The organism is Metamycoplasma auris 15026 (assembly GCF_000367765.1).
Classification (GTDB): Bacteria; Bacillota_I; Bacilli_A; order Mycoplasmatales; family Metamycoplasmataceae; genus Metamycoplasma; species Metamycoplasma auris_A.
On record NZ_AORI01000008.1, the window covers coordinates 28,999 to 51,568 of the forward strand.

Annotated in this window: 20 protein-coding genes and 8 tRNA genes; 23 read left to right on the forward strand and 5 right to left on the reverse strand. The window is 26.9% G+C overall.

Annotation, left to right across the window (positions count from 1 at the left end; all coding sequences use genetic code 4):
- Nucleotides 1–7: 7 nt before the first annotated feature.
- The 5 genes from MAU_RS01270 (at nt 8) to metG (ending at nt 4,811) form a co-directional block, all read left to right on the forward strand.
- Complete coding sequence (locus MAU_RS01270) at nt 8–232, forward strand: YneF family protein (RefSeq protein WP_004424102.1); 225 nt, start codon at nt 8–10, stop codon at nt 230–232.
- A gap of 1,020 nt (nt 233–1,252) precedes the next feature.
- A complete protein-coding gene (locus tag MAU_RS03670) occupies nt 1,253–1,702 on the forward strand; it encodes a hypothetical protein (RefSeq protein ID WP_238543389.1) in 450 nt (149 codons plus the stop codon).
- A complete protein-coding gene (locus MAU_RS03675; protein WP_004424104.1) occupies nt 1,629–2,306 on the forward strand; it encodes a class I SAM-dependent methyltransferase in 678 nt (225 codons plus the stop codon). The genes MAU_RS03670 and MAU_RS03675 overlap by 74 nt, the downstream gene beginning before the upstream one ends.
- A 155-nt stretch (nt 2,307–2,461) precedes the next feature.
- A complete protein-coding gene (locus tag MAU_RS01285) occupies nt 2,462–3,259 on the forward strand; it encodes a tRNA1(Val) (adenine(37)-N6)-methyltransferase (RefSeq protein ID WP_004424107.1) in 798 nt (265 codons plus the stop codon).
- Nucleotides 3,249–4,811 (forward strand): methionine--tRNA ligase, encoded by a 1,563-nt coding sequence (gene metG, locus MAU_RS01290; RefSeq protein ID WP_004424111.1) that lies wholly within the window; start codon nt 3,249–3,251, stop codon nt 4,809–4,811. The genes MAU_RS01285 and metG overlap by 11 nt, the downstream gene beginning before the upstream one ends.
- A 95-nt stretch (nt 4,812–4,906) precedes the next feature.
- Here metG and MAU_RS01295 read toward each other — a convergent pair whose 3' ends face one another.
- Nucleotides 4,907–5,758, reverse strand: coding sequence for a hypothetical protein (locus tag MAU_RS01295; RefSeq protein WP_004424113.1), 852 nt, complete (start codon nt 5,756–5,758; stop codon nt 4,907–4,909).
- Between the two features lie 8 nt (nt 5,759–5,766).
- Nucleotides 5,767–7,062, reverse strand: a complete 1,296-nt coding sequence (locus tag MAU_RS01300; protein WP_004424115.1) for a putative cysteine peptidase — start codon at nt 7,060–7,062, stop codon at nt 5,767–5,769.
- Between the two features lie 524 nt (nt 7,063–7,586).
- On the opposite strand from MAU_RS01300, the gene MAU_RS01305 reads away from it, so the two are divergent.
- The 11 genes from MAU_RS01305 (at nt 7,587) to MAU_RS01355 (ending at nt 12,021) form a co-directional block, all read left to right on the forward strand.
- Nucleotides 7,587–8,747, forward strand: a complete 1,161-nt coding sequence (locus MAU_RS01305; RefSeq protein WP_004424117.1) for a phosphatase PAP2 family protein — start codon at nt 7,587–7,589, stop codon at nt 8,745–8,747.
- A gap of 339 nt (nt 8,748–9,086) precedes the next feature.
- Nucleotides 9,087–10,358: a GTPase ObgE gene (obgE, locus tag MAU_RS01310; RefSeq protein WP_004424118.1), complete on the forward strand. Its 1,272-nt coding sequence runs from the start codon at nt 9,087–9,089 to the stop codon at nt 10,356–10,358.
- Nucleotides 10,359–10,467: 109 nt separating this feature from the next.
- A tRNA-Pro gene (locus MAU_RS01315) sits at nt 10,468–10,544 on the forward strand.
- Nucleotides 10,545–10,549: 5 nt separating this feature from the next.
- Nucleotides 10,550–10,626: transfer RNA gene (locus MAU_RS01320), tRNA-Ala, on the forward strand.
- A gap of 4 nt (nt 10,627–10,630) precedes the next feature.
- Nucleotides 10,631–10,707, forward strand: a tRNA-Met gene (locus MAU_RS01325).
- Between the two features lie 30 nt (nt 10,708–10,737).
- Nucleotides 10,738–10,813 (forward strand) — tRNA-Ile (locus MAU_RS01330).
- A 2-nt stretch (nt 10,814–10,815) separates the two neighbouring features.
- Nucleotides 10,816–10,906, forward strand: a tRNA-Ser gene (locus MAU_RS01335).
- A gap of 6 nt (nt 10,907–10,912) precedes the next feature.
- Nucleotides 10,913–10,987, forward strand: a tRNA-Met gene (locus MAU_RS01340).
- 1 nt (nt 10,988) lies between these two features.
- Nucleotides 10,989–11,065, forward strand: a tRNA-Asp gene (locus MAU_RS01345).
- Between the two features lie 5 nt (nt 11,066–11,070).
- Nucleotides 11,071–11,146: transfer RNA gene (locus MAU_RS01350), tRNA-Phe, on the forward strand.
- 92 nt (nt 11,147–11,238) lie between these two features.
- Nucleotides 11,239–12,021, forward strand: coding sequence for a PQ-loop domain-containing transporter (locus MAU_RS01355; RefSeq protein WP_004424120.1), 783 nt, complete (start codon nt 11,239–11,241; stop codon nt 12,019–12,021).
- 39 nt (nt 12,022–12,060) lie between these two features.
- On the opposite strand, the gene MAU_RS01360 is transcribed toward MAU_RS01355, so the two are convergent.
- Nucleotides 12,061–12,405 carry a YigZ family protein gene (locus tag MAU_RS01360; RefSeq protein ID WP_004424123.1) on the reverse strand — a complete coding sequence of 115 codons (345 nt, stop codon included), beginning with the start codon at nt 12,403–12,405 and terminating at the stop codon, nt 12,061–12,063.
- A gap of 31 nt (nt 12,406–12,436) precedes the next feature.
- Between MAU_RS01360 and MAU_RS01365 the strand changes: the two genes are divergently transcribed.
- The 7 genes from MAU_RS01365 (at nt 12,437) to fusA (ending at nt 19,506) form a co-directional block, all read left to right on the forward strand.
- Entirely contained in the window at nt 12,437–13,339 is a 903-nt protein-coding gene (locus tag MAU_RS01365) for an RluA family pseudouridine synthase (protein ID WP_004424125.1), read from the forward strand.
- A gap of 86 nt (nt 13,340–13,425) precedes the next feature.
- Nucleotides 13,426–14,439 (forward strand): hypothetical protein, encoded by a 1,014-nt coding sequence (locus MAU_RS01370; RefSeq protein ID WP_004424127.1) that lies wholly within the window; start codon nt 13,426–13,428, stop codon nt 14,437–14,439.
- A 59-nt stretch (nt 14,440–14,498) separates the two neighbouring features.
- Nucleotides 14,499–15,686: a hypothetical protein gene (locus MAU_RS01375; protein WP_004424130.1), complete on the forward strand. Its 1,188-nt coding sequence runs from the start codon at nt 14,499–14,501 to the stop codon at nt 15,684–15,686.
- Nucleotides 15,687–15,711: 25 nt separating this feature from the next.
- Nucleotides 15,712–16,284 carry a hypothetical protein gene (locus MAU_RS01380; protein WP_004424132.1) on the forward strand — a complete coding sequence of 191 codons (573 nt, stop codon included), beginning with the start codon at nt 15,712–15,714 and terminating at the stop codon, nt 16,282–16,284.
- A gap of 188 nt (nt 16,285–16,472) precedes the next feature.
- Complete coding sequence (gene rpsL / locus MAU_RS01385) at nt 16,473–16,889, forward strand: 30S ribosomal protein S12 (protein ID WP_004424135.1); 417 nt, start codon at nt 16,473–16,475, stop codon at nt 16,887–16,889.
- A 28-nt stretch (nt 16,890–16,917) separates the two neighbouring features.
- Entirely contained in the window at nt 16,918–17,388 is a 471-nt protein-coding gene (gene rpsG / locus MAU_RS01390; protein WP_004424136.1) for a 30S ribosomal protein S7, read from the forward strand.
- 24 nt (nt 17,389–17,412) lie between these two features.
- Nucleotides 17,413–19,506: an elongation factor G gene (fusA, locus tag MAU_RS01395; protein ID WP_004424138.1), complete on the forward strand. Its 2,094-nt coding sequence runs from the start codon at nt 17,413–17,415 to the stop codon at nt 19,504–19,506.
- Nucleotides 19,507–20,371: 865 nt separating this feature from the next.
- Here fusA and MAU_RS01400 read toward each other — a convergent pair.
- Both MAU_RS01400 and MAU_RS01405 read right to left on the reverse strand, forming a co-directional pair.
- Nucleotides 20,372–21,604 (reverse strand): Mbov_0401 family ICE element transposase-like protein, encoded by a 1,233-nt coding sequence (locus MAU_RS01400; protein ID WP_004424141.1) that lies wholly within the window; start codon nt 21,602–21,604, stop codon nt 20,372–20,374.
- 162 nt (nt 21,605–21,766) lie between these two features.
- Nucleotides 21,767–22,414 carry an Mbov_0400 family ICE element protein gene (locus MAU_RS01405; protein WP_004424142.1) on the reverse strand — a complete coding sequence of 216 codons (648 nt, stop codon included), beginning with the start codon at nt 22,412–22,414 and terminating at the stop codon, nt 21,767–21,769.
- Nucleotides 22,415–22,570 lie beyond the last annotated feature (156 nt).

Here is a 22,570-nt window from a genome sequence, read left to right on the forward strand (position 1 = left end):
TGAAAAAATGCCTACCTGGGGAATTGTATTATTAGTTATATTACCATTGCTATTTGCTGCTATTTCTGCATTTGTTACACTTTATATTGCAAAGAAAAAATTCGAAAAACAATTAAAAGAAAATCCACCAATCAATGAAAAAATGATTCGGGTAATGTTTCAACAAATGGGTCGCAAAGCATCAGAAGCTCAAATTAGACAAGTTATGCGTTCAATGAAAAACGCTAAATAATAAAATTAAAGAAATAAGAAATCTCAGTTGATATTGAGATTTTTTTGTTTTCTTGCTAAAAAGAAAAAAATAAATTACAAAAAAATGCTTTCTATATCTTAATAGTGCTAATCTTATATAGTTTACATTTTTGGGATTAAAAAAGATGAAAACATACACAAAAAAACATAAAATACACTAGCTCTCTTACTTTATCAATGATTGGGTCAGAGGCATTTAAACTTTGAAGTTCAATTTTTATATATAAATTTACAGGTAACCTTTGGTTAGTAACAATCTTTTATTTATTAATTCAGCTTCCTTCAATCTTTGTTTATTTGTTAAGTTCGAAAATTGTGAAAAAATTAAAGAATGATAAATTAATTTTATTGATTGCTGACATTTTTAGTTTTGTATATTTAATCCCCGGTGTTAATTAATTTATTCCTCATTGAGAATAAATTGATTCTTTCAATCGTATTGATCATATTAAATACTTGTCTTGGAATTATTCATTCATTTAGATTTATTTATCTAAAAAATGTTGTCTATTATATTGCAACAAATAATAAAGAAATGAAAACGCTAAATATATCTAATTCATTTGCAACATCATTTGGTCTTCTTTTATCTGCAATTCTTTCATTCTTTTTATTCAAGAATTTAGCCTTCTATTGGTTAGTAGTTTTGAATATGGTTACGTATTTTCTTTCTGGTTTCTTGTATTTTTCTTTGAAAACTACAAGTTCACCACAAATTTTCAAAAAGAAATTGAAACTAAGAAGCAAATTATTAAAAAAACTAAGTTAAAATCGTGAATTTTTATTCTTTGTGGTTCATTTTTAGCTGGTATATTTCTATATCCAAAAAACTCTGGGCTTTCCCAATTATTTTCAAGTTTGATTAGTTACAAGATTGATACGTGAGGCTTTTATTTATCAATTATTTTTACTTTGTTTTCATTATTTGGTGTAATAGTATCTTATTTGTTAAGCAAAAAAGAAAAATCTCAAAAAACATTTTTTTATTCTAATTTGCTTAATGTTAATTTTAAATTTTGTTTGATTACCATTTAAGAATGCAAATGAAAGTAGCTATTTAATAAGTTATATTGTAATTACTACAACACAACAATTTCTATTTTCACTGTTTATTCCAATTTTTTATTCATTATCATATGAATTATTTGATAAGAATAATTTTCATAAGCAAAATGGCATATCAATTGTTTTTAGAATTTTGTTATCATCATTAATTAATTTGCTATTAACACTGATAACAATAAAATTTACATACTTTTATGCTTACTTATTTTATTCAGCAGTTATTTTAATTGCTTGTTTGGGGATTTTTTATTCTATGTTTGATTGAAAAGATTTAAAAATTAAAAAATATTATAACAATAAATTAATTTCAGATGAATATAAGGAAACAACCAAAAAAAGGCTTATGAGAGTCTGAAAAATTAATCTTAAATGACTTAATTACTAAGAATAATAAAATAGAAGATATTTTAGATATTGGCTGCGGAACTGGAAGAACTACTTTTGCATTAGAAAAACTTTTTCCAAATGCAAAAATTATTGCTATTGATATTTCAAAAGAATTAATGAAAAATTTAAAAGATACAAAAAATATCACTTTTTTAATGCAAAATATTCTAACTTTCAAAGAAGATACTAAATTTGATTTAATCTTCTTTAGTTTCAACGGGCTAACGAATATAATTTCTAAAAGAGATCTTGATAAATTCTTTAAAAAAATCAATAATCTTCTAAGAGATAAAAATAGTCATTTTATATTTACAATTCATGATATGTTTTCATCAGATGAATATAAAAATTTTTGAGTTAATAAGATTAAAGTTTATTCTCTTCCATTATTTTCAAATAAAAAAGTTCTAATCAATCCGCGTCCTGACATTAAGCATATTAAGCATATCAATAGATTTTATACACATGAAGATATGCTAAAAATCTTTGATATTTATTCTTTTAAATTAAATAAGCATTTTAAACGTAATGATGATCTTGAAGAAGATTGAGTTAAAGATATTTCAATGCCTGTAATCTTCTATGATATTTCAAAAAAATAATAGTAAAATTCGAAACATGGCTTTCGAATTTTTAAATTCTGATTTTTAATAGCGATTAAGAAAATGAAATTAATTTAAATACTTTTTAAATAACTAATAGAGGCAAAGATTAAATTAGTTATGTACTTAAATATTTAAATATAATTTAATAGACAATGAAAAAAGTTGGTATTTTCAAAAATAATTTAGGTTATGGTAACGATCTTTTTGTCTATCAAGATAAAGAGATGTTTAATTATTCAGTTGATACAATTTTATTAGGCAACTTTATTTCAATTAATCGAAATGTTTCTAATATTTTAGAGATTGGAACAAATAATGGAGCACTTTCAATATTTGTTGCAGCTAGATCAAAAAGAATTAAGATTGATGCAATTGAAATTCAAAGTAAGGCAGTTGACTTGGCTAAAAAAAATGTAGCACTTAATAATATGCAACAACAAATCAATGTTATTGAAGCTGATTTTAGAGTTTATGCAAAAGAATATGCATTCAAATGTGGAAATAAGTTAGCAAAAAAATATTCTTCAATTATTGCCAATCCTCCTTACTATAATGAAAACTTTAATAAACCTAGAAACACAGGAACTTATGAACAAAAATTAGCTACACATGAAATTAATTTAAATCTTGAAGAACTTATTTCTTTATCATCTAAAATCATTGAGCAAAAAGGTTATTTATCAATTGTTCTACCGATGGCTAGATATATTGATTTAATATGTCTATTAAGGAAATATAACTTTGAACCAAAAAGAGTGCAACTAATTCATACAAGAATAAATTCGCAACCTAAATTCTGTTTAGTTGAATCAAGATTCAATTCAGGTTGAGGAACTTTTTTTGAACCTAATATTTATTTACATAATGAAGATAAAACTGATCATTCATACAATGAAGAAACAAAAAAACTATATATTCCAATCAAAGAAGGTATTAAAGATGCAAAATAAAAAAACTTTTTATGTCTCAACTCCAATTTATTATCCAAGTGGAAACTTACACATTGGACATCTTTTAACTACAACGCTAGCCTGAGTATATCGGAATTATAAAAAATCAAGAGGATATGATACTTTTTTTGTTACTGGAATTGATGAACATGGTCAAAAAATTCAAAAAAAAGCGCTAGAGCAAAATTTGGATCCACAATCATATGTTGATAAAGAATCACTTAAATTTGTAAACTTATGAAAAATGCTTGATATTGATTATGATTTCTATAGTCGAACTACAAATAAAGAACACGAATCAATGGTACTTGAAGTTTTTTCAAAAATGTTTGAAAGAGGATATTTATATAAAGATAAGTACACAGGTTTATATTCAGTTAATGATGAAGAATTTTTGACTAGGACTCAAGCAATTTTAAAGGACAATCAATACTATCACCCAACTTCTGGACATCTACTTCAAGAAATAGAAGAGGAAAGTTATTTCTTTAATATAAAAAAGATGCAAGACTGAATTAATTTATTTTTTGCATCTAATCCCAATTTTCTAACTAATAAAAATATACAAAAAGAATTAACAAGTAACTTTCTTCAAAAAGGATTGGAAGATTTATCAATTACAAGAATTTCTTTTGATTGAGGAATCAAGATACCAAAAGAAAAATATAATGATTCAAGACAACATGTAATCTATGTTTGACTTGATGCATTATTTAATTATCTAAGTGCATTAGGATATAAGAGTAATAATGAAAAAAATTACTTGAAATATTGAGTTAATGGAGATGAGAGAATTCATGTTTTAGCTAAAGAAATATCAAGATTTCATGCGATTTATTGACCTATTTTTCTTAAGAGTCTTGATATAAATCTTCCAACAAAAGAAGTAGTTCATTCATGAATTATTACACCTGAAGGAAAAATGTCTAAATCAAAAGGAAATGTAATTGAACCTGTCCCACTAATTGAAAAATATGGAGTCGAAGAAATTAAGTATTTCTTTAGTTCCCAAGTGAATATTGATAGTGACTTTTCCTTTAGTGAAGAACTTCTAATCAATGTTTTGAATGCAGATTTAGCAAATAATTTTGGAAATCTAGTCAATCGCACAATCAAAATGATTAATCAGAATTTTGAAAATGGAGTTTCTTATATCAAGGAATACTTAGAAGCAATAGATATTGAAACATTAAGTTTATATTCACAATATTACTTAGATTATGTTACTGAATTAGATAATTTTCATGCGGATAGAGCCTTAAAGATAGCAATCTTGCTGTCATCTAAATTGAATGAATATATTGATCTAACCAAACCTTGAACCTTAAAGGAAAATAAAAAACGTTTAAATTGTGTATTAGATGTCTTGCTTAATGGAATTTATGCAATTGCATTCATGCTTTCAATCGTAATGCCTAAAAAAATGCAAAAAATTCTTTCATTTTTAAAATTAGATGAGTTTAGTGATAATCAAATTAATAATTATTCCAAATTTGATAATCTTATTCCAGATGCAACTGAAATTCTATTTTCTAGAATTATTAAAAAGTAATCAATCTAATATAATTCAAGATGTTAAATTTCATCAATCAACTAAATTAAAAAAAATAGAGTATCCTGATTGGAACTCTATTTTTTATTAATTAATTATCATTCAAAATTAAATGTAATTAGAAATGCTGATAGATATTTAAAGTTATTTTTAACTTTTCTATTTTTAACTAAAATAGCAGTTATTTTTGTTATATATGAAATAATGAAGATACCAACAAATAAAACAATTATAGTGATTAAATTAGTTCAACCTGCTTTTCAGTAATCAAAAGTATAATTTGCCCATACAGTAATGATTGAAATAATAAAATATGTCATTAATAAACAATTAATTCACAAGTAATTGATTGTGTTTCCGCAGTTAATTTTGTTACTTGATTTTGATTTATACAATAGTGGAATTAGTAGATTGTCAATCAATATGATTCTTATTAATGAAAATGAAGCAAATGCAATAATTACTTGATGAATTCAATCATGTTTGTTTGAAGTATCTTTATATGCAAAAGTAATAATAAGTGTGTGAAGAAGAATATAGAAAGCAAATCAAATTAAATTAACATAGAATTGTAAGTTAATCAAACTAGATTTTGTTTCCTTATATGAATCTTTTTCAATAATATATTTTGCAATATTGTAACTTTGAACATTTTTTAAATTATTTGAGTCAGAAATTAATCTATTAATTGTTGGACTTATGAATGTAAAATTGATGATTGATATAGTAATAAATATAAAAAGTTTAGCAATGGTAATTGCAAAAATTGCTGGACGATTAGTTGCAACCACATTAACTTTGATTGAAATAATATCAATTGCGTAAATCAAAATGAAAAAAGCTTGAATTATTCAACTGAAACTTAGTGCAATATCACGTTTTTTTGATTTATTCAATGAATATAGCAAGTGACTTGAGCTAAATATTGATGTGTGTAAATATTTCATATTTTCTCCTATTTAAATCTCGTTACATCAACATTCTCATTATTTAGCATAAAGTAGCTCTTATCTGCTACAGTAGGTTTACCATTTGATGCTGAAACACCTAATAGTCACAATTGACCAGATAGTGAACTACTCATTATTACTTGACTATATCCTTCTCATCCAAAGTGAGCTAGGCATTTATTTCCATTATCAAAATATCCATAAACAACAATTGCATGCCATCCTAATTCATTTTCAGCAACTGGTATATGACCAAACACAATACAAGGTTTATCATCGTTGATTCATTTTCAAGGTTTTATCCAACCGGCAGATCTTCTTTGAACATATAACGGATATTTATGTTTATCTTCATATTGAAAACTATTCATTACAGATACTAAATATGATGATGAAGTAAAAAATGCTTCTTTACCATGGTTAAATCAAAGATCAAAAGTCAATTTTTTGTTAAATTTTGGACCCGTAGGATATCCATACTTATCATTCAAAGGATTTGAAGTAGTTGGTTTAGTCATGTACTTTTCGAGTTGGTTTTGGCTAAATGTTTCTTGTGATAAAAATAACTGTCCATATTCTAATAAGAGAGCAATGGCTATATAATGGCATAACCCTCTATCATCTTTTGTGTAATTGAAATCTTCTGGAGGATAAGCATAACCAAAATTATCGTTTAAGGTTTTGAATCATCATGAATGTGAGACTTCCTTATCAGCTTTAATAATACGATCAGTAATTCTATTATTTAGCGGAGCATATCCGGGAGAATGCCCTAAAGTCAACGGATGCATGTTGTTAGTATCACTTGTTAATTTATTTTTAACTTCAATTAATTTTTTATTATTCAAAGTATCAGATATTTTTAGCTTGTTGTTAATTAGTTTAGTATATAGTTCATTACCATCTACAAAATCATATTCTTTTTTTATTTCAAAAAAATTACCTTGGTATAAACCAAAAGAATAAATTTTAGTTTTATCAAGTTTACTTATTTTGTTTGATTTTTCATTTATATTAATAACCAATGATTCAAAATTTGTCAAAGAAAATACTGCCCAACCAATTGGCAAATATTCAACAAAAATCATTGGATTTCCAAATGTATCTTTAAAGAATTTAATTTTTTTAACTTTAAAATTAGTCTCCTTATCATATTTTAGTAATTCTAATTCTAAATATTTTATAAATTCCTTATTTTCAATATCAATATACTTCTCAATTATTTGTTTTTCATCAAGTGAAAAAAATTTATTATTTATTTTTTCAATAATTGCATTGTCATAATAATCAACATTGAACATATATTTATATTCCCTTTTTAATAATAATCATTCTTTTGCCTTAACAATTATTAAAAAGAAATGATTTCTATAAATTTCAGAAAGTTATATTAATTTGATATGCACATAAAAATTAATTTTTCATGCTCATATCTTAATAGCCAATATAAATATAATTTAACCTAATCAAGGAATTATTTCTTATTATTAAAGTGAAAGAATGTGTGAGAAATACATATATTTTATCTTGAAAGTTGCATTATCAAACTTAAGTTCTTAACTATGCATTAATATACTAAATTTATGTATCTATACACACTTAATTATAACTTATTAATAAGTTATTATTCCAATTAAAAGTTAAGCCAAAATGTAAATAAGTGCTTTTCAAATTTAAAAAATATAAACATTTATTCAACACGAAATTAAAAGAAATCAATAATAGAGTATTTAAAATTGCGAGTTTAAAAAGTAACTAAAAAATATTGATAAATTCAGTTATTTTATTGATATTATTAAATTAGTAGAAAACAATAATTTTGAAAATGAGTAACAATGTAAGATATAAATCTAAAAAGGAAAAAGACACAGTCTTTAATTTAGTATTTTTTAGTTTTCTTGCATTATTCTTTATTTCATTAATTAGTTTTATTATTTCAAGTCCATATTCAGGCGATTTAAAACTTGCTAAATTTTTTGAGCAAGCTTTTTTAAAATCTGAATTTGTCAGATATTGATCAGTTTTTATGGAAATTTCAGGTAATACGCTATTGGGTGTCTTTTTATTCTTTGTTGCGATGGTCATATTTGAAACTCTATTTTTAGTCAAAGCAAAAAATAGTAAGAAAAATCTTGGATCTCAATATCGATGAATACTAAATGCGGGTTACTTTATATATCCAATGATATTTATTTGTGTGCTATGTTATAAAGCATATATTGGAATAAAAACCGGTAACGGTTTTGGAAGCGAGGGAGATGCGATATATGCGACAAAATTTATATATCGTAAAGTAGCACTAATTTCAACTATATTTGTTCATCTTACATTATTTATTTGAGGTGGTTGATATTTACATTTTAAGTTTGCAAGATCACAAGATTTTTTAACAAACAAATATTGAGTTGAATCAATTAAATTTATTTTATTTAGTATCATCTCATACATTATTATTATCCTAGTAAAGGGACTTACATCAAGACCATATTATTACAATGTTATTTATGGAGATTTACTTGAAAGTGTTAAGCAAGAACATCCTGAATGAGTTAGTTATTACTTATCTCAAAATTGGGCAAAACATGGTTTTGATCTCGGAGATGGAAAATTTGCAGGAAATATACCGCTTGATATCCAACTTCCTTGGTATGTCATTAATGGGAAACCATTTAAACCAGATCCACAATTAAAATTCTTTGATAATTGAGTTGATTGAGCATTTCCTTCGGGACATGTAATTGCTACACTTAACATTGGACTTATATTTTTTTTCTTTCTATCAAATAATAAAACATTGAATTACAAAAAAATAATTTGAATAGTTGTGTATTTAATTTATTTTTGGTCAATGGCAATTGGTCTAATTGTTAATCGTGCACATTGAGTTAGCGATATTGCATTCTCTTTCCTTTGAGGGGCTCCGTTAGTTGCGATTGTATATTATATAGGATTAAAAATCAAGAAAAAAGATGCAATGAAAATATAAATATTACTTGAATTTAGAATGTGTAGTTTTTATTCATTTAGCATTGAATTTGATTGAATTAAATAATTATATTGGTCTATATTCAATAAATTTTTATAAACAATTTAATTCAATCAATTTACTCAATTAGATTGTTTAGAATTCAGCATAAATAAGCATTTGAAATTAAATTGAATAATTAGTACAGTATAAAATTGAAAAGATTAAAATATATACTCAATATTTCCATAAATGCTTGGAAAAATACTAATTAAAAATTAAATTTTCAATGATTTTATTATAAATAACTTAATAACTTAAATATCCTTAAAAGAGCTATTTTTTGATAAAATAAATCACATGAAATTTATTGATGAAGTTGATATCATAGCAATTGCAGGAAAAGGTGGTGATGGAATCATCAGTTTTCGTCGTGAAGCCAATGTGGATAAGGGTGGTCCAGATGGTGGTGACGGTGGTGATGGAGGATCAATTTACTTCCAAGGAGACTCTGGACAAAATACACTTTTAAGTTTCTATTATCAAAATAAGATCGTGGCTGAAAGCGGTCAAAATGGAAAACCTAAAAATGCTTATGGTAGAGGAGGCGAAGACTTAATTGTAAAAGTTCCCCTTGGTACTTCTGTTTACAAAGATAATAAATTAATTGCTGATGTTATTAGTGAAGACTTATATCTAATTGCTAAAGGTGGCAAAGGTGGCAAAGGCAATTTAAGATTCAAATCATCAAGAAATACAGCGCCTAGAATATGTGAAAATGGTTTGCCCGGCGAAAAATTTAATTTGCATTTGACTTTAAAAGTTTTGGCTGATGTTGGGTTAATTGGCAAACCTAGTGCAGGAAAAAGTACAATTTTATCTTTGATTTCCAATGCAAAACCCAAAATAGCAGATTATGACTTTACTACATTAGTTCCTCAATTAGGATTGGTTAAATATTTTGAGAATAATTTTGTCATTGCCGATTTGCCAGGTTTAATTGAGAAGGCTTCAGAGGGTAGGGGATTAGGTATTCAGTTTTTAAAGCACATTGAACGTTGTCGCGTTATTTGTCATGTTATTGATTTTGGAGATCCAAATAAGGATCCGATTTCGGATTTTGAAATTATTAATCATGAACTTAAAAGTTACAATCTTAAATTGGAATTACTTCCACAAGTCGTTGTTGCTAATAAGTCAGATTTAGAAGCATTTGATCATCATATGAGTTTATTTAAAATAAAATATCCTGATATAAACTTAATTGTTAACTCAGCTTTTAATGATTCAAATATTGAAGAAATTAAGAAGCAACTTTGAAATACACTAAAAGATGCAAAAAATAATTTAATTGATAATATCGATGAAAATGAAGATGTAGTTTTAATTCAACTGCAAAAAAATAAGATTGAAATTAAACAATTATCAAGTGATACATATGAAATTATTGGTGATGATGTATATGCAGTATATGATAAAATTCCAGTTATTTCATTAGATAATCTTTGAAGATTTAATACAAAATTAAAGAATTTAGGAGTCTTTGAATTGATAAAAAACTCCAATATTAAAGATGGTGACACAATCAAAATCAAGGATTATGAATTTGTTTGAAATGAAGAAGATTTCTAGAAATAAAAAAAATAATATTTTTATATCTTTTTTATGAAAACATATATAATTTTTTAATGCTTAAAGTGCTTAAGCAGATTAAATAAGTTAAATTAAAAATTAAAAGTGTGGAGAAGTAGCTCAGCTTGGTAGAGCACTTGACTTGGGCTCAAGCGGTCGCAGGTTCGAATCCTGTCTTCTTCACCATTTATGGGGGGGTAGCTCACCTGGCCAGAGCGCCTGCCTTGCACGCAGGAGGTAGAGGGTTCGAGTCCCTTCCTCTCCACCATTATGGCACTGTAGCTCAGTTGGTTAGAGCATCCGGTTCATACCCGGAAGGTCAAGAGTTCGAATCTCTTCGGTGCTACCATATGTGCATCGGCTCAATCGGGAATGTTTTGGACCCATAGCTCAATGGTTAGAGCAACCGGCTCATAACCGGTCGGTTACAGGTTCGAGTCCTGTTGGGTCCACCAATGGGCAATTACCCAAGAGGCTGAAGGGAGCAGTCTTGAAAACTGCCAGGGGCTTCACGGCCCGCGGGGGTTCAAATCCCTCATTGCCCGCCATTATATCGCGGAGTAGAGCAGAGGCAGCTCGTTGGGCTCATAACCCAAAGGACGTTGGTTCGATTCCAACCTCCGCAACCACGGTCCAGTGGTAAAGTGGTTTAATACGCTTCCCTGTCACGGAAGAGATCGCGGGTTCAATTCCCGTCTGGACCGCCATTATTGGCTCTGTAGCTCAGTTGGTAGAGCAACGGACTGAAGCTCCGTGTGTCGCTGGTTCGATTCCTGCCGGAGCCACCATTTCAGAAATGACAAAGAAACACCTCTGGTGTTTTTTATTTTATTTAAAATAAATAAGATAACAAAATACCTAAATGCTATAATAATTATTTATGATATTAGATATATTTATTCAAATATTTGGAGCCGCAGGAGCTATTTTTACAATCTCACTCGGCATTCCCCAGTTAATCCGACTACTAAAAAATAAGAAAGCAGAGAACATTAATTATTATTCATTTTGAATCTTTTTTGTTGGCATTGTAATTTGAATTATTTATGGCGTATTTACACCAAATGAAGATGGTTGATATGTATTTTTAGCTAATTTAATTTGTGGAATTATTTTTTCATTCACAATTTATTATACTTATGCATACAACAAAGAAATTACTAAAAAGCAACTAAGAATTGCAACAATTTTTATTGTTTTAATTGATTTATTAATTGCTGCCTTTTTAGCTGTTTTTATAGTTTTAGTAATCCAAAAAATTCAAACAAAAATGTTTTATCCAAAAGAAAACAACAAAATTGCTACCTTTAGTAAAAATGCTTCAATTATTATTGGACTAATTACACCAGCTCTTACAGCATTAGCATTTTTACCACAATTAATTAAAGGCTTTATGACTAAAAATTTCCATGGTTTAAGTCCTTGAATGCCATTTTTATTCATTCTAAACTGTTTATCATGAATGCTATTTTTTACTTTGGTTGTTATCAAAGCAAAAAATCCGAAAGCTGATTTAGAAGAAAGTAAATCGATAATAAATGCAGCAATTGGTGCTTTAATATGACAGAGTTTAGCTGTTATTTTATACACAGTGCAATTTGCTTTTATTATGGTACATGAGAAAAAATTAAAAAAAGAGCAATTTATTATTAAAGAAGCATAAAAAATGCCTAAATCATGCGTTGATTTTAAGGGCATTTTTTTATTTAATAATTAATTTGGCTGCATTTAAATAAGCTCTTAAAAGATTGCTTTTTCCTAACTCAATACCGCCATAATAGCGAATGACAACTAACATTTTATTATAGATTTTTTTAGATTCTAATAGACTATATAAAGGTATCCCAGCTACACCTTTAGGTTCAGAATCATCACTATATCCATTAATTGTAATTTTTTCATTTTTAATAATATAAGCATAAACAATATGTCTTGCTTTTTTATTTTCATTTCAAAGTTTTTTAAGAATTTCTTTTGTTTCTTCTTTATCTTTAATATCAATTAAAAGCGGAATAAATTTTGATTTTTTAATCTCTAGGAAATCCATTTTATCAATTATTATATATAATATTTAAACTATGTTGAGACTAATTGCTACTTGTTCTGAAAGAATCGATAAATATATATCTTCAAATTCCAATATTTCAAGAAATGACATTCAGCAACTTATTTCTGAAGGCGCTGTTTTTGTTAATCAAAGAAAAATTAACAAAAACAAATTTATTCTTAAAGAAGGCGATGAAATTGAAATAAAAAAAGTTATTGATAAACAAATTAATTTAAAAGAACAAGAAATCCCCCTTGATATTGTTTTTGAAAATGATGATTATTTAGTAATAAATAAACCTTCTGGCTTAGTAGTACACCCCGCCCCAGGGCATAAAGAAAATACGTTAGTTAATGGACTAATGTATCATTTCAAAAACAATTTAAGTAATGTTAATGGTCTTTTAAGACTTGGCATTATTCATCGGATTGATAAAGATACAAGTGGCCTTTTAATCGTAGCAAAAAACAATGAAACACATAACTATTTTGCTTCACTGCTAAAAGAGCACAAAATTAATCGAAGCTATATTGTCATTGTTGATGGCAAAATTCCAAATAAAAAAATTCATATTGACTTACCTATAGGAAGGGATATAAATAACCGCCAAAAATTTGCAGTTACTGAAACAAATTCCAAAAATGCCTTTACTGCTATTGAAGTTTTAGATTATTTAAAAATCAATAACAAAGATAAAACTTTAATTAAATGTCAACTAAAAACAGGGAGAACTCACCAAATTAGAGTGCACTTAAACTACATTGGACACCCAGTTTATGGAGACCCTGTTTATAATAAAAAAATTGATGACTTTAATCAAAGATTACATGCATATTCATTAGAGTTTATAGATAATAAAAATATACAAAGAAAATTTGAAATTCCGCTTCCTTCCATTATGGCAAATGAAATTGAAGCAAATAAAATGAAATAATAATCATATATAATTTATAGATATTTAAATTAATAGTATCTATAATACTATGGTTTAAATTAGATATTAAAATCAAGGAGGTTTTAATGAGGGATATTGATATAACTAAATATGCAACTCCAGAAGAGTTATATGATGACCAAAGAAAAAGATTCAATATGTGATGAATTTTGTTTTCAACTTTTTTAGGAATTCTATGCATTCTTTTATTTAGTATGTTTATTGAATTCGCTTTAAGAAAAGAACATTATATTCTACATTACACTGAAGCTATTTCATCATCACAAAATAATGGCTCAAATGCTATTGATTTTAGCAGCCAAGCATCAATATTTTATACACGGAAATTTGCTTTTGCAATTGTCACTGTTTTAATTTCTCTTGGTATGTTTATTTGACATATGGTCTCTTATATTTTTGCAATTAAGAAAAAAGATTTTAGTAAATACTCACCTTGATTATCTACTTTATATACTTTTATTATTACTTTTGTGCTTATCAATTTTTTCTTTTCAATTGGTAGTTTCTTTAATTTTCCAAGTTGGGATTTAAATCGAATTTTAAACTTTGTTTTTACAATAATCTTACCAATTGGTTACTTTGTTTTCTATTGACCATGTTCAAAAATTATGCGTATGTTTAAATATTTAAGAGCACAACAACAACTAAAAGAATTAGGTTTAAATGGCAACCCATTTGCAATGTTTCCAACTATGTTTGACCAAAATAATTCCCAAACAGTTAATAATGAAAAAATGTCTGAAAATTCTTCAGATGCAACTGAAAATAATCCTAGTTTGACTGAGACTGCAGCTGCAAAGCCCCAAATTGATTACAAGTCGCAACTTGAAACTCTTAATGATAAACAGTTGCTAATTATGGCACAGAAATTAAATATTTTTGGTGCCTCTGAATTAAGCAGAAATGATTTAATTGAAAAAATTGTCTTAATTTTCCAAAGCAATGACAATAAAAAATCTTCGGATGCATCGAAAAATAAAGAAATCTCTGAAACTAAATCTGACGATCAAATTGAGCAAAAAAATGAAGATTCTAAGCCAACGTCAGACACCGAAGATAACAATTTAGAACCAAATTAAAAAAAGATTAAACAATCTTAAAATCCTTTTTAGTTATTTTTATGTAAGGAGAAAAAAATATGGAATATAGTCTACTAGCAGAAGCAACTAATGCTGCTACAGCAACAAAAGCCCCCAAGCCTTCCAATTCATTTTTAATATATTCGCTTATTTTAACAATTTTATTAATTGTCAATATTTATTTCATGATTAAATTCTTTATTAATTACAAAAGAAATATTGATAAAACAAAAAAAACTCTGAATGAATATTTAGTAAAAAAATATATGCAAGGAATGAATCTTAAAAGTAACGGATTTTTTAATATGTTATTTATAGGTTCTCTTATTCTTGCCCAAATAATTATTTCATCAATTTCCCTTGCTAGAGTTTATAGTGATCTTAAAATTAGTAACATAAATGAAAAATATTTAGGCGCATTTTATTTAACTTTAGTTACTGGAATCTTGTTATTAGTATCTTTAATATTTGGTCAAATTATTATTTTTTATGTGAAATTCAACTATCCACAATATAAACAAAAAAGCAAAGATATTGAAGCTGAATTAGTTTCCTTAAAAGAATTTAAAAATGAAGAATTAAACGTAAATTATCCAAAAGAAATCAAAATTGATTTTGATAAACTAAAAAGTGATAATGTGCTTTTATCTAATATCCTAAGTCGTTGAATGCAATTCTATAATAAAATGAATGAACAAGAAATTATAACTAAAAAAAATAAAGAAGAAAATCTTCTTAAACCAGTTTATTCATCCAAAAAACAATATGATTTATTTTTAAATCAGCTATTTAAAATTAATTACTTTAAAGAAACTTTTGAAGAAATTAATAAGAAAGAAGAGCTTAGAGCAAAAATGCTTGAAGAAATTGAAACTAAAAAAACTAAAGAAGAAAATTCACAAGAAGAAAAAATTCAAAATGAAGTTGCTTGAATGAAAGAAATGGATGATAAATCTAAACTTCTAAAAGAAGAAAAAGAGACACCAGCCATGACCAAAGAAGAATTTAAAAAGAATTATGATGAATATGTTGCTATGAGCCGTTCAATGGATCCAATATACCAATCTTCCCAAAAAAATTCTTGACTATTCTATCGTGATGCTGAAATTGAAGATCTCTTTTATAATGTAACAACAACTATTCATTATTCATATGACAATGAAGAAGTTGTTAATGAAAAAGAACTTTCTTTATTCTTAGAAGAATACAAAAATCATTTAATTTCTAAATTTCTTTTAACTAGATAAAAATAAAACCTATAAAGGTTTAATCATGCTAAAAAAAATAACTAAATTAATGTTTTTTTCATCACCAGTAATCCTTACACTTCCCTTAGTTTCTTGTGCTCCAATTAATAAATTTCTTAATTCAATTAAAAACAAAAGTTTAATTGAAATTGATAGAAATATCGGCCCTTTTTTTGACGAAGCAAAAAAAGAAGATAAGGATGTTAAGACTTTAGAGGAAGATATTAAAAAAGTGATTGATGAATTAAAAGACAAAAAAATTGAAGATTCCTATCCAATTACACAATTCTTTGATGATTCCAAAAATAAAATAATTCATTCAATCGATAATTTCTATAATCTTAAACTACAGCAAGCCCAAGAAATTATTCAATATATTAAAAAATACAATGAATTAAGAGATATTGTTACTAAGAATAATATTGCTGAAGTAGCTAAAAACAAAGAATTAAACAAAGAAGTAGCTGATTATTTCAATAAGAATTTTAGTGACAAAAACTTTGATATTAATAATTTAAGTATTGATAAATTAAAAGACCAAAGTAAAGACTTATCAAAGTTTTTAGATGAAATTAAAAAGAAATACAATATACATTAAACTTTCATAAAAAAATAGCTAATCTAAAGACCATTTTATGGTCTTTTTTTATAACTAAAAAAATAAATAAAAAAATGTAATACACCGGTTTAGTTGTTGTATAATTTATTCGTATTTTATATATAAGATAATAAAAGTAAATTAATCTAATTAAAACTAATTAAAAAAAATCTAAAAAAGGAGAAAAAATGCCTACAGTTGCCCAATTAGTTAAACAAGGCCGTAAAGCAAAAAGCACAAAATCAAAAGCTCCCGCTTTACTAAAAATGTATAACTCATTACAAAAAAAAGAAAAAGCAATTTCAGCGCCATTTAAACGTGGTGTATGTACTCGGGTAGCAACTATGACACCTAAGAAACCTAACTCAGCTATTCGTAAATATGCTCGTGTTAGATTATCAAATGGTCAAGAAGTTACAGCTTATATTCCTGGAGAAGGACACAACTTACAAGAACACTCAGTTGTTTTAATTCGTGGTGGTAAAGTTAAAGATTTACCTGGTGTTAGATACACAATCGTGCGTGGAACACAAGATGCAGCAGGTGTTAACAACAGAAAACAAGCGCGTTCATTATATGGAACAAAGAAACCAAAAAGTAATTAATTAGAAAGTTAAAAGAAAGGAAAAAAATATGTCAAGAAAACATAAAGCACCAGTTAGAGATGTTTTAGCAGATCCAGTTTTTAACTCAAAAATTATTACCAAATTAATTAACACAATTATGTTAGATGGTAAGAAATCTGTTGCCGAAAACATCCTATACAGCGCATTTGATATCATCAAAGAAAAAACTAACAAAGATCCAATGGAAGTATTCAATATAGCTCTTGAAAATGTTAGTCCCCAACTAGAAGTTCGTTCAAGAAGAGTTGGTGGTTCTAACTACCAAGTGCCATGTGAAGTTAGTGCCAAAAGAAAACAAACTCTAGCTTTAAGATGAATCATTCAATATGCAAGATTAAGAAACGATAAAACAATGGAAGAAAAATTAGCTTCTGAAATCATTGATGCATCTAACAAAATGGGTGGTGCAATCAAAAAACGTGAAGACACACATAAGATGGCTGAGTCAAATAAAGCATTTGCTCACTTCAGATGATAATTATTTAAAAAAATAGGAAAATATATGTCAAGAGAATATAAATTAGATGATTATCGAAACATCGGAATTATGGCGCATATTGATGCTGGAAAAACTACAACCACAGAAAGAGTTTTATACCACACAGGAAAAATTCATAAAATTGGTGAAACACACGAAGGTGCTTCCCAAATGGACTGAATGATTCAAGAACAAGAACGTGGAATCACTATTACTTCAGCAGCAACAACTACATACTGAAAAAATAAAAGACTAAATATCATTGACACTCCAGGGCACGTGGATTTTACTATTGAAGTTGAAAGATCACTTCGTGTACTTGATGGTGCTGTGGCAGTTTTAGATGCGCAATCAGGAGTTGAACCACAAACTGAAACAGTTTGAAGACAAGCAACAAACTATCGTGTACCTAGAATTGTTTATGTAAATAAAATGGATAAAATGGGTGCTAACTTTAAAGCTTCTGTGGAATCTTTAAAGAAATTACTAGGAGCAAATGCTCATGCAATCCAACTTAACATTGGTGAAGAAGCTCAATTCAATGGAATTATTGATTTAGTAACAATGAAAGCATATGAATTCGATGGTGGTGTCGATGAAAATATGAAAGAAATCGAAATTCCAAGCTACCTAAAAGATGAAGCTTCCTTAATGCGTTCTTCTTTAGCTGAATCATTAGCTGATTTTGATGATGAAGTGATGGAAAAACTTTTAATGGAAGAAGAAATTTCTGTGGATTTAATGAAACAAGCAATCAGAAAAGCAACTTTAACTGCAAATTATTTCCCAGTAGTTTGTGGAACATCCTTTAAAAACAAAGGTGTTAAATTAATGCTTGATGCAGTTGTTGATTATCTACCAAGTCCACTTGATATTCCTCCAATGAAAGCATACAAAGATGGACAAGAAATTTCAATTCCTGCTTCTGATGATGAATTCTTTTCTGCTTTAGCATTCAAGGTTATGAATGACCCATTTGTTGGAAATCTAACATTCTTTAGAGTTTATAGTGGTGTTATTACTAAAGGTTCTTATGTAGTAAACTCAACAAAAGGTGAAAAAGAAAGATTAAGCCGGATTCTATTAATGCATGCTAACTCAAGAAGTGATATTGAAGAAGTTAGAACTGGAGATATTGGTGCTGCTGTTGGACTAAAATACACAACAACAGGGGATACTTTAATTGATGAAAAACACAAAGAAATTGTGCTTGAAAACATGAATTTCCCAGAACCAGTTATTTCTCAAGCAATCGAACCTAAAACTAAAGATGCATCCGAAAAACTTTCTTTAGCGCTACAACGTTTAGGTGCAGAAGATCCAACATTTAAATACTACACAGACGAAGAAACAGGTCAAACTATTATTGCTGGGATGGGAGAACTTCATCTAGATATTATAATTGACCGTCTAAAAAGAGAATTTAGAGTTGAAGTTAGTGTTGGAGCTCCCCAAGTTTCCTACCGTGAAACAATTACAAAATCTGCTGAAGTTGAAGGTATTCACAAGAAACAATCTGGTGGTAAAGGTCAATATGGTCATGTTTGAATTAAATATGAACCAAACCCAGATGGTGGCTTTGAATTTGTAGATAAAATTGTTGGTGGAAAAATTCCTAAAGAATACATTAAGTCAATTGAAAAAGGACTTAAAGAAAAAATGGCAATCGGAATTTTGGCTGGATATCAAATGATTGATATTAAAGCAACACTTTTTGATGGATCATACCATGATGTCGACTCTTCTGAATTAGCTTATAAAATTGCTGCTTCAAAATCTCTAACTAAAGGTCGTGATTTATTAGGAACTGTTCTACTAGAACCAATTATGGATGTTGCTGTTGTTGTTCCTGAAGATTTCTTTGGTGATGTTATGGGAGATATTTCACGTAGAAGAGGTCAAATTCGTGATAACGAAACAAGAAATGATGGTGCGCATGTTATTAAGGCATTTGTCCCATTAAGTGAAATGTTTGGTTATGCAACACAACTTAGATCTATGACAACCGGTCGTGGAACTTACCAAATGTGATTTGATCACTACGAAAAAATTCCTCGTAATTTAGCTGATGAAATCATTAAAAAACGTGGTGGTAAAGTTTCAATTGATGAGGACTAATAAAACGTTTTTATCTTTATAAAAATTAAGAAAACTAAATTTAAATAAGTCAAGTAAAAAAGCAAAAACGCTACTCTTGGCTTATTTTTTTAGCTTTTTAAGCCTTTTTTAAAATTGGAACCGTAAAATTTAAGTGTGTAGAAAGCTTTACCAAGCCTATTCAATCTAACTATATTTTACAACATTTTTAAAAGTCTAGAATTTTTAATTTTTAATTTTTGTGTCATTTTTCTATTTTAAGGCTTAAAAAACTTTTTGTTTGTTTTTTTATTGCCTTTAAAGGCAAGATAAGGAAGTGCGCCAAAGTTCTTACCGAACGCCACTTTTTTAAGCCCTTTATTTTTTTGTAGATAAAAAATAAAGAAAAACTAATGTTTTTTGTAACAGCAAAACAACAAAAATAGAATTTAGACACAAAAATTTAATAGTTTGTAACATACATATTATTATTAAAAATATAAAGCTTATATTTTTAATAATTTTAGTAAAATGCTATACTTTTATTTCATAAAAGTATATCACAAAATACATTATTATTTTTTATTATAAATACCTAGTATTTATAATAAATGCTGCAAAAACTACCTTTGTCCTTTGGTTGCACCATTTATTTAATAATCAAGCAGCAAAAATATTCAAAAAATTTAGATTTGGCTAAGAAAATTAGTACTTTTTCTTGTTCAAAAACAAAGAAGAAGTTTATCTATATACAAAGTATATAGATAAAAAAATGTTGAAAATTTCTCTTTCCTTTTTACTAGGTAAAAAGGAAAAAAAGAACTAATTTCTTTTTATTTTTTTATTTCTTGTTATAATAAAAAGTAGATGCTAAAACAATTAAATTTTTTTAAATTTTTTCTTCTAACTAGTAAAACAACGTGGCTTGATTTTTTATAATATTTCTATAAAGGACTTTCAATTTTATATGTTCAAAACAAAAAAGACTTTGTTCTTTCCTAATATGTTTTTTGAAAGAGTTATAAACAAAATGCTCAGTATAAGACTTTAATTTCTCATTATTGTCAAAAACTGCCCTGGCATTATTCGATATCAATTTGTAGAAATTTCTTGCTCTTTCAGATATACCAGTAGGCATTTTTAAAGCAATAGGATTAGACAAAAATTCATATCAAAGTCGACGAAAAAGTTCTTCATTTTTTAAAAGAATAGCTTCATCAAAAACATTTTTTCATGACTTATTTAGTGTCTTATTTATATAGGTTTTGTAGTAAATTTTATTCTCTTTTGAAACAAATTTATTTGTACCAAATGTGTCATTTAAAGCCTTTTGAATATGAAAAAGATCTAGCGAATAAGTAGCATTTAGTTTATCAGCAAGTTTCTTAATTCATCTAGCTCCATCACCATTTACAATTAGTTTTTGCTTATAATTACTTGTAATTAATTCTTTATTAATAGTATTTTTAATAAACTCTAAATCATTATTTTTAGTTGTTGGATCGTCTAAATTTTTAGTAAAAAATATATTTATTACGTTGCTTAATTTATTACTTTTTAGAGTATGTGCTACCACTTCACGTACTCTCATTTTTTTAACTTTAGTTGACTTATGGAATATATAAAAGTCATCCATTTCTAGATAAATTTTTTCATTATCTTTTGCAAAATTACATTTTATTTCATTCAAAATTTCTTCATTTTTATCTAGTAATTTTTCATTAATTTTTAGTTTGTTTAGATAATAATTTAATAGTTGTTTACTAGGCAATAATTGTTTTAAATTTGATGGAATTTTAGAATTCTCTAAGTAAAATTTCACAGCTAATTTAAGATTATCAGTATCATATTTACAATTGCAAATTTGCTTAAGTTTTTCATCATGATAATAAGTAAAACGCGTTATCCTACCTTCATCATCTTTTGTTTCGTACATTGTAATATTAAGTAAAAAAATACCGCCCAAAGTAATTCATTTTCTAGTTTCTCTTCTAAATATCTTCCAATTTGGATGAATCGTTTTTCTTAATGTATTCCTAAAATATTCTTCTATATCATTTAGCTCTTTTGCCTTATTAGCATATAGCTTATTAGTAGTGTCTAAGATATCGTTAAATATATCTACATCTAACTTTTCCATAGCATCTTAATTATATGAAACAATTAATTATTAAAAAAAGTTAGTATAAAAAACTCATAGGTTATAAGCCTATGATAGTTGTTATGATGCTTAGAAAAATTATTACTTGTATATTCAGAAAAGGCTCTAGAAGGCTTTATTTGCGCTGATAAAACCGTCTTACTAGAGAATTAAACCTTCGTCGTCTTCTAGAGTATTAGGTTCTTTTTCTTTAGTAAGATTAATATATTCATTTTCTACTAATGAGTAGAAATTGTTTTCATCTCTAGATATTAATTCTCTATATGGGGATTTTATTTTGCTGTTATAAGTATTAATTATTTTTTCACAAGTATCTTTATTTAAAAGTCCAATATCTCTTGTTTTCCAAATTGTGCGATCTGAAACAAAACTATCGACTTCGAAATATTGGATATCATCTAAATTCTCATATAGTTTTTCCATTACACTATTATAAATATTTGGGGAAGTTAGATAGTTATTTAATTCATTATCTTTTTCAAATAGACTTTCAAAGAGGTTTCTATCCATTACATTAATTACAGAACAATTAATTGCTATTTCTTTATCATTACCATATAAGTCATTTTGAAGAACTAAATTTCCTTTATCTTGTGCAGTTAATTCTCTATTTTTATCAGTTATACTTTTAGCAGAAAGATAATAAACTTTATCATCAGAATAAAAGATTAAAAACGGTCTATTTGCTCCATGGGCATCTATTTCATCTCCATTCCTATTTTTAGCAATTGGGAGTCTATTTTCTTTATTTCTTTGTTTAAATACTCTACCAATTAATAATTTACTCATATTAGAAATTATAATAAAAAAACATAGGTAAATACCTATGTTTGGTTCACTCTCCTCATTTCGTAATCTCTAAGTCATACAGGGTCAGTAGAACCACACTGCCAATATAGTTCTTATTGGGAACAATTTCATTTTAACATAAATTTTAAAATTAAT